This is a genomic window from Paenibacillus sp. NPDC101420 (assembly GCF_050277435.1).
GTDB lineage: Bacteria > Bacillota > Bacilli > Paenibacillales > Paenibacillaceae > Paenibacillus_AQ.
The window spans coordinates 70,881-85,950 of the sequence record NZ_JBNNSE010000001.1 but is presented as its reverse complement, the minus strand read 5'-3'; the positions used below and the strand labels follow the sequence as shown (position 1 = coordinate 85,950).

Here is a 15,070-nt window from a genome sequence, read left to right as displayed (position 1 = left end):
AGGATAAAACGTGAATGAGATAAATGTAGAAAAAACACAGCATGAACTGATTAATGCTTTCGTAAAAGTGGCTCCACTGCTGAATAGTCTCTATAACGATGACATTACAATTGGCATTTATGACACGGAAAAACTGATCATCAACATTCCGGGGAAAACATTCTCGCTGAATGTCAATCCTGGGGACCCACTGATGGAAGGGGATATTGTAACAAATGCGATTAGGAATGATACAGCATTATCAGCTGTCGTTCCGAAAGAGCTGTTTGGTTTTCCGCTTGCTGCACGTGCGATACCGCTTCATGACGAGCAGGGCAAGGTAATCGGTGGTATCGGTATGGGGACAAGCCTCGAGAAGGCGAATAAGCTTTTTGAAATGGCAGAAAGTTTTTCCGCTATTGTCGAACAGACAACGGCATCTATTGATGACATCAGCCAATCGGTTTCTCATCTTACCGGTCGTGTGACAGACATAACAAACCAAATGAAGGATGTTAGCTCCAGTGCTCAGCAGATCGGAAAGATTTCGACTGTGGTTAAAGAGATTTCGGATCAGAGCAACATGTTAGGACTTAACGCTTCTATTGAGGCGGCAAGAGCAGGAGAATTTGGGAGAGGATTTTCGGTTGTTGCCGATGAAATTCGGAAGCTGGCGACGAGCTCCAAGGAAAATGTGGACCAGATTAATGGCATTTCTAAGAATATTCAGGAACTTTTACAACGGTTAAATCATACGTTTTCTGATATTCACGCGCTTACCGGTAGTCAATCAGGAGCAATTAAAGAATTTTCTGCAACGATTCAAGAGATAAGCTTAAAAGCGGAGGAACTAGCGCAGGTTGCTGAAGAAACGCTTTTTAGAAAAGATAAAAGTCAATAAGCAATCAGCATTGATTATACATTAATAAGAATTAATAAGAAGAAATACAGTTATCTTGTATTTCTTTTCTCTCTTTAAGCCTGCGCTTTACGCGGGTTTTTTTGTTGTTTGTTGGGATTCAGAAATGAATAATGCTGATGTTACAAAATGGAAAAATAAAACTTGACAGGATTAGATCATCTCGTATACATTTGTATACATAAACGAATCGTATACATTTGTATACATAATCGAATCGTATACATATGTATACAAAAAAGGAGGAGTAAATATGCGTGATGGACATTTCGGAAAACGCGGTCATAGAGAACATGGGGAACACAAAGACCGTGGAGAGCATAGAGATCGCGAGCATATGAGCAGACATGGGATGGATTCTATGGATGGTCCCCCAAAAAGTGCTCAAACTTTTCGTCGCGGCAGAGCTCTAGCATTTTTGGAAAAGCTGAATGTGAATCGAGCCACTTTACAGCGGCAGCTGCAAACACCGGAGCTGGATTCGATTAAGCAAGTGATTAGCGGTGAATTGAAGGCAACGGAAGCGATCATTGAAGAGTTTATCCATATTTTTCAGATTCATGAAGTAACGCCGGAAGATAAGACTGTTGGCGAAATTAAAAAAGAGGAGAATGATCAAAAAAATGAAAACCATTGATCTTATAAAAACCCGTAGAAGTATTAAGCAATTTAAGGCGGATTCGATTCATGAGGATGATTTATTGAATTGGCTGGAAGCAGCTAGTTATGCTCCAAACCATCGTATGAACGAACCTTGGGAACTCCTATTTATCGGGCCTGAGACTAGAGCTAAATTAAAGCATAAGACGAATTTTGGAAGCGCTCCTGTCGTTCTTGCTATCTTATCTAAACCTGGTGCAACAGCGTTTGAACGTGATGAGAATGTTATGGCTGCCGCATGTTTCGCACAGAACTTCTTATTAGCTGCACATGAAGTGGGAGTTGGAGCCTATTGGGCTTCTTTAGGTGCTTTACCTCATAATCGTGAAATTCTAGGTGTTCCGCAAGATTACGATGTGATTGGACTATTTGGCATTGGATATCCGGAGGAAGTTCCAAATGCTAAGCCAAGAACACCGATGAAATCAAAAATCACATATTTATCTTAAAAGGTGATGGAATGTGGAAACTTAAGAGTTACTTAAGGCCATATTGGTTGTGGTCTGTGTTAGCACCACTTATGATGATGCTCGAAGTGTTTATGGATTTGCTTCAACCTACACTAATGGCGAGCATTGTGGATCATGGGATTATGACGAAAGATTTATCACATATTTATTCGACGGGATTGACCATGCTTGGAGTAGCATTTGTCGGTCTAATTGGTGGGGTGGGCTGCACCGTTTTTTCGAGTATCGCCTCACAAAATTTCGGGAATGATTTACGGATTAACCTGTTTGAACATATTCAGAAATTCTCAAACAAGAATCTGGATCAATTGAAGACGGGTTCATTGATTACTCGTCTAACAAATGATGTGGTACAGCTACAAACCTTTGTTCAGATGATTTTGCGGAATATTCGCTCTCCATTGCTATTAATCGGCAGCTTGATAATGGCTATACGGATTAGTCCTTCGCTGACCCTTATCCTTGTCGTTGCCGTGCCATTGCTGGTTGCAATATTATATGGGTTGATTCGACTTTCTTTCCCTTTGTTCGAGAAAATGCAGGTCAAATTAGACGGCGTCAACACAGTATTACAGGAAAATTTATCGGGTATCCGTGTAGTCAAAGCCTTCGTCCGTGCTAAGCATGAACAGAAACGATTTAATACAGCTAACAAGGATTACACAGAAACTGCGATAAAAGCGGTGCGATTAATGTCGTTAAATATGCCGCTCATGATGCTTGTGCTCAATGTCAGTATCGTAGCTGTTCTTTGGTTTGGTGGGCTGCAGAGCTGGAACGGCTCGCTGCCGGTCGGTCAGCTAATTGCCTTCATTAACTATATCACCCAATTGTTGATGTCTATGCTGATGTTGAGCAATATGCTCACATTCTTCTCGCGTGCAAAGGTCTCCGCAGATCGGGAGAATGAAGTGTTTTCTACGATCAGCGAGATTACAGACGTAACCGAATCTAAAAAAGATACGATACTAAACGGTCGAATTGTATTTGACAACGTTTCCTTTGCCTATGATCCTGCGGATGAGAACCTCGTGTTAGATGGCATCAATTTCACTGCTGAGCCAGGTGAAACTGTAGCCATCCTTGGAGCCACAGGCGCTGGTAAATCAACCTTGGTGAGCCTCATTCCACGCCTTTACGATGTTTCTTCTGGATCAATCACAATTGATGGTTCCGACACTCGGCAAATTTCTTTGGAACATTTACGTCGCAAGATCGGTTACGTTATGCAGCAAGCCATTCTGTTCAGCGGAACAATCCGTGATAATATCCGATATGGCAGACCGGAGGCTACGGATGAAGAAGTGGAACAAGCAGCAAAAGCTGCTGAAGCGCACCCTTTTATTTTAGAGCTACCACAGGGTTATGATACAGTGCTTGGCCAACGAGGCATCAACTTGTCCGGTGGGCAGAAGCAACGGCTTTCGATTGCAAGGGCGTTGTTAATACAGCCAACAATTCTCATCATGGATGACAGTACGAGTGCGCTCGATGCGGCGACTGAGTCACGAATTCGGCAAAAGTTAAAAAAACGGCTGAGTAGCAGCACTAATATAATGATTGCTCAGCGTGTCACATCAGTGATTGACGCGGACCGCATCTTAATTCTAGAAAACGGCCGAATTGCTGTACAAGGTACACATGATGGTCTAATGAGTAGCAGTGAAATTTATCGAGACATCTGGAAATCACAGATGAAAGGGGAGGAGGTTCCTTATGTCAAAGCATGACAACGGCATGAACACTCCCCCTATCCATAGACCAGGCGGATTCGGACCAGGAATAGGACCGGGATCTGGCCCCGGACGCGGCGGCGCTGTGCCAATCGTGCGCGCCAAAAATCAAGCGAGCACGCTTAAACGCATCTGGACTTATTTGAATCGTCAGCGGTTCGGGTTAATCATTGTATATGTATTTACTGTGTTGAATGCACTTCTTTCATTGATCGGACCGTATCTCATCGGTAAAGCGATTGATACTGCGGTTATTCCACACGATTATCAGGGTCTTATTCGGTTTTGCATACTCCTTATTGGCATTTATGGGCTAGGCAGTGTAGTTGCCTGGGTGCAAGCATACGTCATGACATCTGTTTCGCAGAATACTGTTTTTGAGCTGCGCCGTGATCTGTTCAGCAAGTATCAGCAGCTGCCCATTAAATTTTTTGACACTCGGGCTAACGGAGAATTGATGAGCCGGGCAACTAACGATATAGAGAGCGTATCAAGCACACTCAATCAGAGTGTAACCCAATTGTTAAATAGTTTGATAACACTAAGCGGCTCCCTCGTTATTATGTTAATGCTGAACGTTCCGTTGACTGTAGTCTCATTAATCACAATCCCGCTCGTATTATTGGCTAGTCGAAAAATCATTGGTTTAAGCCGCACTTATTTTAGAAATCAGCAGCGACATTTAGGTGAACTTGGCGGGTTCATCGAAGAAACCATCAGCGGACAAAAGGTGGTCAAACAATACAGTAGGGAAGAGTCAGAAGTTAAACGATTCCGAAAAATAAGCGGAGAACTGAATAAGGTCAGCATTAAGGCACAAATCGTATCAGGATTAGTAGGACCCGTGATGAACATGATTAATAACCTTGGTTTTGCGATCATTGCCGGGGTTGGGGGCTGGATGGCTTTCCATAACATGGCTACGGTTGGTATAATCGTTAGCTTCCTTACCTATTCCAAACAGTTCGGTAGACCCATTTCTGATCTTGCTAACCAGTACAATTTAATTCAATCTGCAATCGCCGGTGCAGAGCGTGTGTTTGAGGTTTTGGAGATGCCGTCCGAATACGGGGATGAAGAAAGTGAGGATCTCCCAAGATTAACAGGGGAGGTTGTTTTTCAGGACGTTTCTTTTGCTTACAATGCGGATTCCCCGATTTTGTCGGGCGTTACGTTTGAAGCAAAACCTGGGGAGAAAATTGCACTCGTTGGCCCAACAGGAGCAGGTAAAACAACCATCGTTAACCTGCTGATCCGATTCTATGATTTGAATGGCGGTTCCATACGAATTGATGGTCGCGACATCCGAGAGCTGGATAAAAACGCACTTCGTAGTCAACTAGGGATGGTGCTGCAAGATGCGCATGTATTCTCGGGAACGATTCGTGAGAATATTCGGTTTGGCCGACTCGATGCGACCGATCAAGAGATTGAGCAAGCGGCGCAGCTAGCCAATGCGGATGCTTTTATCAAAAGATTGCCGCATGGTTACGAGACCCTCCTCAATGCAGAAGGCAGTAATCTGAGTCATGGCCAGCGCCAGCTGTTAACGATTGCTCGCGCAATTTTAGCTGATCCTGCCATATTAATTCTTGACGAAGCAACCAGTAGCGTGGACACACGTACGGAAATGCACATTCAACAAGCAATGAAGAATTTGATGAAGGGTCGAACAAGCTTTGTAATCGCCCACAGGCTTAGTACGATCCAGGACGCCAATCGCATACTCGTGATCCAGGGTGGAGGAATTGCTGAGCAAGGAAGTCATGAGGAGCTTCTTGCGATGCAGGGCGCCTATTACGAGTTATACAATACCCAGTTCAAACGAGCGATTTAAAGAAACATTTGTATGGCTTATGAAAAAACACTGACTTGGATCAGTGTTTTTTTGTTAGCGAGGTGACCACAGACCATCGAATTGACCGCCGAAACGCTACATTGTATGCTACTACAAGATAATGTAAACAAGGAAGTGATTATTTGAGCCATTCCAGCTATGAACAGCTTGAGACCGAAGGCAAACTACCGTTTGATGTTTCTTTACATAGTGTCAACTTTGTGCCGAATCACTGGCATATGAGTGTGGAGCTGATTTTTGTGCTGTCCGGCAATCTAGAGGTTTCGACCGGAAACCGTCAATATAGGCTTAAAGAAGGCGATATGCTACTCATTAACCAGTGTTACGTGCATGAAGTTATCGGATTAGATCAGAATATCATCGCTACCTTTCAAATCCCAACAACCTATCTTAAGCAGCATATCCACAATGTGGAGAAGATCAGCTTTGAATGTTATTCTGCTGAAGTCGGTCCTGAGAAGCAAAATGGCTTAGATAACATGCGTCAGCTCATGGCTGAAATGGTACAGCTGAAGTACAAAGGCGGAGAAGCCTATGAACTGGGGATGGAAGCACGTATGCTTGGGTTATTCTCTGTTTTGGTCAAACAGTTCAAGCTGCCAAATTCCGGTGAAGCGATGAATATAAAATATATGGAACGAATGATGAGCATCATCACTTATATAGATGAACATTATAAAGACCCGGTGTCGCTGCAGACAATCGCAGAACGAGAGTATTTGTCGGTGCCGTATTTGTCCAAATTTTTTAGCGAGAACATTGGGGTCAACTTCCAGACTTACTTAACCAGCATTCGTTTAAAAAATACCGTAGAAGCCCTTTTAAGAGATCAAGAGCATTCGCTTGCTGAGCTGGCACTTGAGCAGGGCTTTCCAAACGCAAAATCTTTTTACGCTGCATTCAAAAGCCGATATCATATTACACCACATGAATATCGCAAAAAATATCGGCCTCAAACTCATGCGAAACAGGAAGGTTCTGCTTCCGGCTACTTAGCATTTAATCAATCCAGCGCACTGGGTATTGTTCGGCAATTCCTCCGGCGTAGTCAGTCGCACCAGCTTGAACCCGTACATGCGGTTGTTCAGCTGTCTGCGAGTATTCCTTTAGACAGGATTCAGCGGCAAATCCAGCATAGCTGGAAAAATATCATTACGATTAGTAAAGCAAATGAAGGACTCCAAAGTGATGTACAAGCTCATTTGAAATATGTACAAGAGCGGTGTCCGTTTCGCTATTTGCGTTTTCATGGAATTTTTGATGATTCAATGATGGTGTACCGGGAGGATCACGAAGGGCAGGCACATTTTAATTTTCGCTTTGTAGATCAGTTGTTTGATTTTTTGTTATCGATCGGTTTGAAGCCTTTTATAGAACTGGGGTTTATGCCTTTTGATCTCGCAGCAGACAGCAGTAAACATGTGTTTTATGAAAAGAGTTACGTGAGTCCGCCTAAATCCATGGACCGCTGGTGCGAATTGGTAGATCGGTTTATTCGCCATTGTATCAATCGATATGGTCTTGAAGAGGTGGAAAGCTGGAAGTTTGAATTCTGGAATGAACCGGAATATGGTTTGTTCTGGCCTGCGACGGAAGAAGTGTACAACGAATTGTATGCCCAAACGTTCGAGACCCTTAAATCCATCTCTCTGAACCTTCAGATTGGCGCTCCTGGTAGAATTATTACTCTGAACTCCAATGCGTTTTGTGAACAGTTTTTCGCTTTCTGCAAAGAACGGGGTTGTCTTCCAGACTTTATCCCGTTACATTTTTATCCGCATGAGGACATGGATGATCTGCTTAGTAAAAATTGGGAGCCTAAAGAACGATTAAGTGAAAAAGAAATATCTCCACTTACAGTAGAGGGGTTCAACAAAGTGTCCCCAAACCCCGATTATTTGAAGGAATCGCTGGAGCGTGAAATAGGGCTGCTCGCTGATTTGGGACTTAATGGTCAAGAGCTATATTTAACCGAATGGAATTCAACGGCATTTCATCGTGAACTGACCAATGACACATTATATAAAGCTGCATATATCGTAAAAAATATCATCGAAAATCTCGACAGTATCAGCGGGTTCGGATATTGGGTACTGAGTGACAATATTGAAGAAACGGCGGCTTCATCCCGGATATTTCATGGTGGTCTTGGACTTATGGCTCAGTATGGAATTCCGAAAGCCGCTATGCATGCCTATGAAATGCTCGCTAAACTGGGGGATCGGCTAGTCGCACATGAAGAGGGTTATATTGTGGCGGCTGGAAGAGGTGGTTATCAGATTTTGGCTTATAATTACTGTCATTTTGATGATTTGTACGCGCTTGGTGATACTTCATTCATTACACCTACTAGTCGTTATAATGGCTTCAAAAACGAGAGGCATCTTAAAATTGAACTCACATTAACTGGATTACCATCTGGCAGATATAAGCAAGTGAACCATACGATCAGCAGGGCACATGGCAGCAGCTTTGACAAGTGGGTAGAAATGGGGGCTCCACCCGTTCTGACTGTAGAGGACACTGCTTATCTAAAAGCTGCCTCTCTTCCAGGTAGACAGATTCAGCTTCTTGAAGTAGGTGAAGAGCTTTCTGTTGTCATTAGAATGGAACCTCATAGCGTAGAGCTCATTGAGCTGACTCCATTGTTTTGAGAAAATGAGTCAATTTTTAAGCTTCATCTTAATGAATAATATTGAAACGCTTTCATTTAGATTAAAAATGAACCTAAAAGTGTGTAATTGACCACCTCTCCTCCAAGAGGTGGTTTATTTTATAATCAAATTGTAAACGGTTTCTAAAAGGACGAGGAGGAATTACAATGACTGGAGCATCGACTAAAGGGCAGGTTCACACCCCTTTTCGTAGATTGACCTTTGGTATTCTGCTTGGTTACGGCATGATGATGCTGGCACTGATGACACCTGCCACCTTGCTGCTGACCTTTAAAATGATTGAAGTGGATCCGAATGGATATACCTCTTCCTATGGACTGGTTGCAGGAATAGGCGCATTCTTTGCTCTTATCGGAAATCCGATTGGCGGTGCACTCAGTGACCGAACCCATCTTTCGTTCGGACGGCGGCGCACGTGGATTATCCTAGGTCCACTAGCTGGCTGTGCTGCGCTGGTATGTACTGGTTTCGCCAACGAGCCTTGGCAGATCATGATTAGCTGGGCAGTCGCACAATTTTTCTTCAATGTAGGGATGGCAGCCTATACAGCGCTCATTCCAGACCAAGTACCTCAGGAGAAACAAGGGACAATCTCCGGATTAATCGGTCTCACTATTCCAATCGCTATGACGGTAGGGATGATCATGATGACAGTGATGACCTCAGTTTCTTCAGAAATTAAGTGGCTTTTGCTAGGTGTAATCGGCATCATAGGTCCACTTCTCAGTACGTTGATTATTAAAGAAGGTAAAGTAGAACTTGTTCCCAAGACACATAATCAAATATCGCTGGGTAAGAAGCTGAGTACGATTTTTCCTAGTCCACGTAAATTCCCGGAATTCTCTTGGGCTTTCGTATCCAAGTTCCTGATCATGATGGGATATTGTAGCACTTTATACCTCACAGTCATGCTGGTAAACCGGATGGGACTTACGGAAGAGCTGGCCACCGCAAAGGTTGCTACGATTAATATCGTTATGTTAGTGGGTGTTGCAATTACAAGTATCTTCGGTGGGGTGTTGTCAGATAAATTTGGTAGGCAAAAACCATTCCTGATTGTTTCAGGGTTCATCATTGCTATTGGGGTTCTGTTGTTTGCCTTTGTGCCAAGTTATCCGGCCTACATTGCCGGAGCTGCAGTGATCGGATTGGGCTTTGGCTGCTTCTCAGCCGTAGATATGGCACTCGTTGCACGGATTCTTCCAAGTAAAGAGGATTCCGCCAAAGACTTCGGGATTATGAACGTAGCTAATGCGTTGCCTCAGTCCATTGTTCCAGCAATCGCTCCTGTGCTGTTAGGCATTGGCAGCTGGACCTTCTTTTACATCTTCCTTGCCGTCTGCACTATACTCGGTATGCTGGCAGTGAAGCCACTTCCAGAAGTGGGAACAGAGAAAAGAGCTCAAACTGTTGAACTAACAGCTGTCGAAGCGCAATCACAAAAAGCCAATCTGGTCTAAGAAAAAACAAACAAGAAAACAGTGGAGGGAAACCATATGAATCAGAGAGAGACTATTAACACTAAAAGCCTTCATACCATTTCTTACGTAAGCAATAAGGGCGGTCCAACCTTGGGTTATTCCCCGGATTCTGGAGTGCAGATTCTCGAGCAGGACGGACTTTTCTTCAAAGATCTGAATCGTAATGGCAAGCTGGATAAATATGAGGACTGGCGATTGACGCCGCGAGAGCGGGCTGAAGATCTAGCTTCACAAATGAGTATTGAACAAATTGCTGGACTCATGCTGTATAGTCGTCATCAATCCATCCCAGCACTTAGTAGCAGCTGGTTCTCAGGAACATATAACGGTAAATCCTATGAGGAGAGCGGAGCTAAGCCATGGGAGCTTACCGATGAACAATTAGCATTTCTGGCACAGGACCATCTGAGACATATTCTGGTGACCACCGTGGAGAGTCCAGAAATAGCTGCTCTGTGGAACAATCAGGTGCAGGCATTTGCAGAAGGAACCGGCCTTGGGATTCCAGCCAACAACAGCTCCGACCCACGCCATGGCTCAGATTCTAGCTCAGAGTTTAATGCTGGAGCTGGTGGACAAATCTCCATGTGGCCGGAGACGCTGGGCCTTGCGGCAACCTTCGATCCGAAGATCACCTATCGTTTCGGGCAAGTTGCCTCACGTGAGTATCGTGCACTTGGTCTAGGGACGGCGCTATCGCCTCAAATCGATATTGCTACAGATCCACGATGGTTTCGTTTTAACGGCACTTTTGGCGAGGATTCGAAGTTATCTGCTGACATGGCAAAGGCTTATGTCGACGGCTTCCAGAGCTCGAAAGATGACAGGGAGATTAACGAAGGCTGGGGATATGACAGCGTGAACGCTATGGTAAAACACTGGCCTGGCGGTGGTTCCGGGGAAGGCGGAAGGGATGCGCATTATGCTTGTGGCAAATATGCTGTCTATCCGGGTGCTAACTTTGATGAACATCTTATTCCATTTACAGAAGGGGCTTTCAAGCTGGAAGGCCCAACCAAACAGGCTTCAGCAGTCATGCCTTATTACACAATTTCTACAGATCAAGATCAAGTGAACGGGGAGAATGTCGGAAACTCTTATAATTCCTATCTTATTAACGACCTGCTTCGGGGGAAATACGGTTACGATGGCGTAGTGTGCACGGATTGGCTCATTACAGCAGACGAATCAGATAGTAAGGATTCCTTTCTCAGTGGTAAACCTTGGGGCGTAGAGGGTATGTCCGTCGCAGAACGGCATTACAAGCTCTTGATGGCAGGCGTTGACCAATTCGGCGGCAATAATGAGATGGAGCCCGTCCTTGAAGCATACCGAATGGGAGTAGCTGAGCATGGAGAGGTATGGATGCGGAATCGCTTTGAGCGGTCAGCTGTTCGGCTTCTACTTAATATTTTCCGTCTGGGTCTCTTCGAGAACCCGTATTTGAAGCCTGAGGAGAGCGCTCGGATTGTTGGGAATCCTGAGTTTATGCAATCAGGCTATGAAGCACAGCTGAAGTCGATCGTGCTGCTGAAAAACAAAAATCGGGTATTGCCGTTGGCAGCGAAACAAACCGTATATGTTCCGAAGCGTTATACTCCAGCAGGAAAGGATTGGTTCGGCAACCCAACGCCGGAAAAGACAGAATATCCAGTGAACCTGGATGTTGTGTCTAAATATTATTATGTGACAGATCAGCCGGAAAAAGCAGACTTTGCTCTTGTCTTCATAAGCAGTCCTAAATCAGGAGTAGGCTTTAGTCAGGAAGATTCTGAGCAAGGTGGTAACGGCTATGTGCCCATTAGCTTGCAATTTAGACCGTACACTGCGGAACATGCTCGGGAGCAGAGCTTAGCTGGAGATGCGCGAGATAACGATGTACTTAACCGTTCTTATAAAGGAAAAACCGTTGTTACGCATAATGAGAGCGATCTGGATCGTGTCCTGGAAGCTCGCAAGCTGATGAAAGACAAACCGGTAATTGTGTCGATGTTATTGTCCAATCCTTCGGTTGTTGCCGAATTTGAGGGAGAGGCTGATGCTATACTTGTTAATTTTGGGTTACAGGATCAAGCACTTATGGAGGTGTTAACGGGTGCCGAGGAGCCTTCGGGATTGCTCCCAGTACAAATGCCATCAGGTATGCAAACGGTAGAAGAGCAGCTGGAAGATGTGGCACATGACATGGAATGTCATGCGGATTCAGAAGGAAATGTATATGATTTTGCCTTTGGAATGAATTGGAATGGTGTTATAGAGGATGAAAGAACGAAGAATTACCAGAAATAAGAACCGTTCTGCGGAAAAATAAAAGCAAAGCACCGCCTGAAGAATTTATCAGGCGGTGCTTTGTATATCAATCGGTTTTTCCGATGGTGGAGCTATAAGTTCCTTTCCAACAAAGTCCCGAGTTGTTCAGCCAATATTTGATGTGTTACAGGCTTCTCATTCTTGAACCACCATTCCACAACCCCTGCATAAGCTGATGCCACAAAACTAATGATAACCTCTTCATTTAATCCGTGGTTTATCCCTTCCGTTACATTTACTTCATGTCTAAACTCTTTTTGAAGAAAGGTTAAGAACCGATTACGGAAATAAGGGGCTCCTTTGCTCGCCAGCATCATAGAGAAAAAAGAATAATGATTATCGAAGTATTCCGTCCACTTCAACGTGGCCTCAATAAAATCTAAATCTGCTGCCGATTCGCAAAGTACTCTAAGAACTTCTATATGTTCCTCGATAAGCTTGTCTAATAAATCATATTTATCCTGATAATGAAGATAAATGGTTCCTCGACTTACATTTGCCTTGTCGGAGAGATCCTGTATGGTAATGTCGTCAAAATTCTTCTCGGACATCAATTCAATAACAGCTTTCTTAAGTGCTTCTTGCGATTTAAGAATCCTTCTATCCACTTTAGACATTTGAGTTTCTCCTTACCTTCAAAAAAAATGAACGCTTTTATAGGACCTGTTCAGTATTGAACAAAACACACACATCGCTTTAAAAAACCAGAAACCCGCAAATTTCTCTTTAAGAAGCGTAGACAAGCTCAATGACGATGGGCTAAGTATTCAAACCTGCCAAATGCAAAATCTGCTTCAGACGATCTATATCCACATAGATATCTTCGAATCCCGGAAAACGAATAGCAGGATCTGGCCAGCCTTGACCATACATCATGTAATAATCAAGAGCGTTATGGTTGCTGATCATCCAATACGTTGGAACGACATGCTGTTCATGAACAATTTCAATAACTTGTGTTCCAGATTGACAAAAAGCCAGATTGGCCAGTCCAGCGCCATGTGCTCCCATGATTACCTTTGCCGAAGCGAATAACTGGATTTGCTGGGCAACCGTCCAATCCTCAAGATAAATAGGTTGAATGCTATATTCTTCAAGGCAGCGTATAACTTCCTCTTCATTAACCAAGCGCCTGGTTCTTGCTTTGTTTCGAGAAATATAAATACGCTCAGGTGTAGCGAGTGTTGATTCCCTGTGAGGCAGCAATAATTTACGTAGCGTATCCGTGGTCCACGGGGGATAGTGGGAATTCATCATCAAAGAAGGGACAAGTAGCTGATCAGCTTCAAAGTAAGCTTCAGGATTTGTCCGGATTACTGAAGACTCTGATATACCGAGCATAGCCCAGGTTTGTTCCACAAATGGTCCATATGGATTTGGATTCATGATGATAGAGGTATAAGGAATTCCACTCGTTTTGAGCATCGCCAGCCTAGGGAGCACATCATACAACCAGTGGAAATAGTTATGGCTTCCGCAAAACGTCAACACAGCCACGGTTCCTTCTAAATATTGAAGTTTTGGATCATTCCACCGGTGGAACACAGGGTGTTCCTCAGCTTCTAGCATTCTATTTTGAACGGCGTCATATTCCTGTGACAGATCAAAGATCAGCTTTCCCTCCGGAGATAGAACAGCACCAGATTCTCCCCATACCCTTCCACTCGAGATGGTGGCTAAGTATCCGCCAAACGGCTGTAAACAATAAGGCGTCAGTGCAGGATGAATACTCGATTCAATGCTTTTAGGAGCGGTGAACTCGGCCACCTGACCGAAATCAAACGGAATAACCTGTCCAGCTTCATGGATAGTTCTTTTTTGTCCCCATTCTGTTTCAAGTTCCAAGACACTCCGGTAATATCCAGAGGGCGCTCCCCCGTTCACAGAAAAACTCATCGTTTCACCTCTTTTGGCCAAGTAGAACTCCAGAAACATCATTAAGCTATTCTATGGAACAAGGAACTTAACGACACAATTCCTTCTGAAAAGGGCGAGTGAACAGTTCCTTTATAGCTTCTTCCGATAAGCCTTAGGAGACATACCGTAGGTTTTGGTGAATTGTCGTGTAAAGTAATTGCTATCGCTAAACCCGCTTTCATGTGAGATCTGAGTAATACTGAAGTTAGAATGCTTCAACAAGCTGCAAGCCCGTTCCAGACGCAATCGATGGAGATAGGAGATAGGAGTCGTCTGATAGTAAGAGCGAAAGATCCGGTTTAAGTGTCTAACAGATATCCCTGCGTGTGCGGCGATTTGATCCAGCGACAACGTTTCAAGATAATGGTCTTCCATAAAAGAGAGCGACTTCGCCAAATGTATTAGATGATTATCCTGGCTGCCTTTATCCTGTTTTTCATAATGCCTTGATAAATAGACAACCAGTTCCATAAACCGTGAGACGAGCAACGTCTGATATCCTTGAAGCTTGTGGCTATATTCTTCAATCATACCGGCAATGAGTGCAGTGACAAACTCCAGCATGGGAATTGGCAAGCTTAGTTTACTTGTGTAGGCATGTTTATGACGATACAACGGTTCCAATACAAACAGCGCCTGAAAGCCGTTCGAAGTTCGCAGATCCGGTCCAGCCGTAGACAGCATTTCAGGCTTGTACATAATATTACAGATCTTAAAATCCTGAGGATCTTTAAAAGCATGCGGGGTTGAACCGTTAATTACAAAAACATTCCCCTTCTTGATGAATGATTCTTCGGTATTCACAATATGCGTAGCAGTACCACTCAAGACGATTACGAGCTCTGAAAAGTCCACATGTCTATGAAGGTCAGTATCATTGTCGTGAAAGCCGTATTGAATAAAGAATGGGAATTTCTGATCTGATGTAAACCAATTCAAATAAAATTCGCTCAATTCGTAACCCTCCAAAAGCATGTCTAGATGAATGTCTATATCATGCTATTTTACGACTGGATAATCAAGGTTTATCGTTTAGCTAGTGGAGTATAATCCTTGACATAGATTCAA

11 protein-coding genes are annotated in these 15,070 nt (G+C 43.8%); 8 read left to right on the top strand and 3 right to left on the bottom strand.

The annotated features are described in order from the left end of the window. The first annotated feature begins 10 nt into the window (after positions 1-10). The 8 genes from ACQKMP_RS00270 (at position 11) to ACQKMP_RS00235 (ending at position 12,064) form a co-directional block, all read left to right on the top strand. Entirely contained in the window at positions 11-880 is an 870-nt protein-coding gene (locus ACQKMP_RS00270) for a methyl-accepting chemotaxis protein (RefSeq protein WP_042188141.1), read from the top strand. A gap of 271 nt (positions 881-1,151) precedes the next feature. Beyond that, complete coding sequence (locus tag ACQKMP_RS00265) at positions 1,152-1,535, top strand: hypothetical protein (RefSeq protein ID WP_052404285.1); 384 nt, start codon at positions 1,152-1,154, stop codon at positions 1,533-1,535. Beyond that, on the top strand, positions 1,522-2,007 hold the full coding sequence (locus tag ACQKMP_RS00260; protein WP_076285740.1) for a nitroreductase family protein: 486 nt from the start codon (positions 1,522-1,524) through the stop codon (positions 2,005-2,007). Before ACQKMP_RS00265 ends, ACQKMP_RS00260 begins: the two co-directional genes overlap by 14 nt. An 11-nt stretch (positions 2,008-2,018) precedes the next feature. Then, the gene (locus ACQKMP_RS00255) at positions 2,019-3,758 is read left to right on the top strand and encodes an ABC transporter ATP-binding protein (protein WP_427468600.1); all 1,740 of its coding nucleotides are present in this window, start codon (positions 2,019-2,021) and stop codon (positions 3,756-3,758) included. Then, on the top strand, positions 3,745-5,598 hold the full coding sequence (locus tag ACQKMP_RS00250; RefSeq protein WP_427468599.1) for an ABC transporter ATP-binding protein: 1,854 nt from the start codon (positions 3,745-3,747) through the stop codon (positions 5,596-5,598). Before ACQKMP_RS00255 ends, ACQKMP_RS00250 begins: the two co-directional genes overlap by 14 nt. Before the next feature lie 143 nt (positions 5,599-5,741). Continuing rightward, on the top strand, positions 5,742-8,273 hold the full coding sequence (locus ACQKMP_RS00245; protein ID WP_427468598.1) for a GH39 family glycosyl hydrolase: 2,532 nt from the start codon (positions 5,742-5,744) through the stop codon (positions 8,271-8,273). A gap of 167 nt (positions 8,274-8,440) precedes the next feature. Next, the gene (locus tag ACQKMP_RS00240; RefSeq protein ID WP_427468597.1) at positions 8,441-9,754 is read left to right on the top strand and encodes an MFS transporter; all 1,314 of its coding nucleotides are present in this window, start codon (positions 8,441-8,443) and stop codon (positions 9,752-9,754) included. Positions 9,755-9,790: 36 nt separating this feature from the next. Further along, a complete protein-coding gene (locus ACQKMP_RS00235) occupies positions 9,791-12,064 on the top strand; it encodes a glycoside hydrolase family 3 N-terminal domain-containing protein (RefSeq protein ID WP_427468596.1) in 2,274 nt (757 codons plus the stop codon). A gap of 92 nt (positions 12,065-12,156) precedes the next feature. Here the strand turns inward: ACQKMP_RS00235 and ACQKMP_RS00230 are convergent, their stop codons facing one another. From ACQKMP_RS00230 to ACQKMP_RS00220, 3 genes are all read right to left on the bottom strand, one after another. After that, positions 12,157-12,702, bottom strand: a complete 546-nt coding sequence (locus tag ACQKMP_RS00230; protein WP_339271263.1) for a TetR/AcrR family transcriptional regulator — start codon at positions 12,700-12,702, stop codon at positions 12,157-12,159. A 142-nt stretch (positions 12,703-12,844) separates the two neighbouring features. Next, positions 12,845-13,981, bottom strand: coding sequence for a glycosyltransferase family 61 protein (locus ACQKMP_RS00225; RefSeq protein WP_427468595.1), 1,137 nt, complete (start codon positions 13,979-13,981; stop codon positions 12,845-12,847). A 111-nt stretch (positions 13,982-14,092) separates the two neighbouring features. After that, entirely contained in the window at positions 14,093-14,956 is an 864-nt protein-coding gene (locus ACQKMP_RS00220) for a helix-turn-helix domain-containing protein (protein WP_340969387.1), read from the bottom strand. Positions 14,957-15,070 lie beyond the last annotated feature (114 nt).

Excerpts from the sequence above, each read along its gene's own strand:
- ACQKMP_RS00230 (WP_339271263.1), bottom strand. The coding sequence starts at position 12,702 with ATGTCTAAAGTGGATAGAAGGATTCTTAAATCGCAAGAAGCACTTAAG.
- ACQKMP_RS00260 (WP_076285740.1), top strand. The coding sequence starts at position 1,522 with ATGAAAACCATTGATCTTATAAAAACCCGTAGAAGTATTAAGCAATTT.
- ACQKMP_RS00265 (WP_052404285.1), top strand. The coding sequence starts at position 1,152 with ATGCGTGATGGACATTTCGGAAAACGCGGTCATAGAGAACATGGGGAA.
- ACQKMP_RS00250 (WP_427468599.1), top strand. The coding sequence starts at position 3,745 with ATGTCAAAGCATGACAACGGCATGAACACTCCCCCTATCCATAGACCA.
- ACQKMP_RS00240 (WP_427468597.1), top strand. The coding sequence starts at position 8,441 with ATGACTGGAGCATCGACTAAAGGGCAGGTTCACACCCCTTTTCGTAGA.
- ACQKMP_RS00225 (WP_427468595.1), bottom strand. The coding sequence starts at position 13,981 with ATGAGTTTTTCTGTGAACGGGGGAGCGCCCTCTGGATATTACCGGAGT.
- ACQKMP_RS00235 (WP_427468596.1), top strand. The coding sequence starts at position 9,791 with ATGAATCAGAGAGAGACTATTAACACTAAAAGCCTTCATACCATTTCT.
- ACQKMP_RS00255 (WP_427468600.1), top strand. The coding sequence starts at position 2,019 with ATGTGGAAACTTAAGAGTTACTTAAGGCCATATTGGTTGTGGTCTGTG.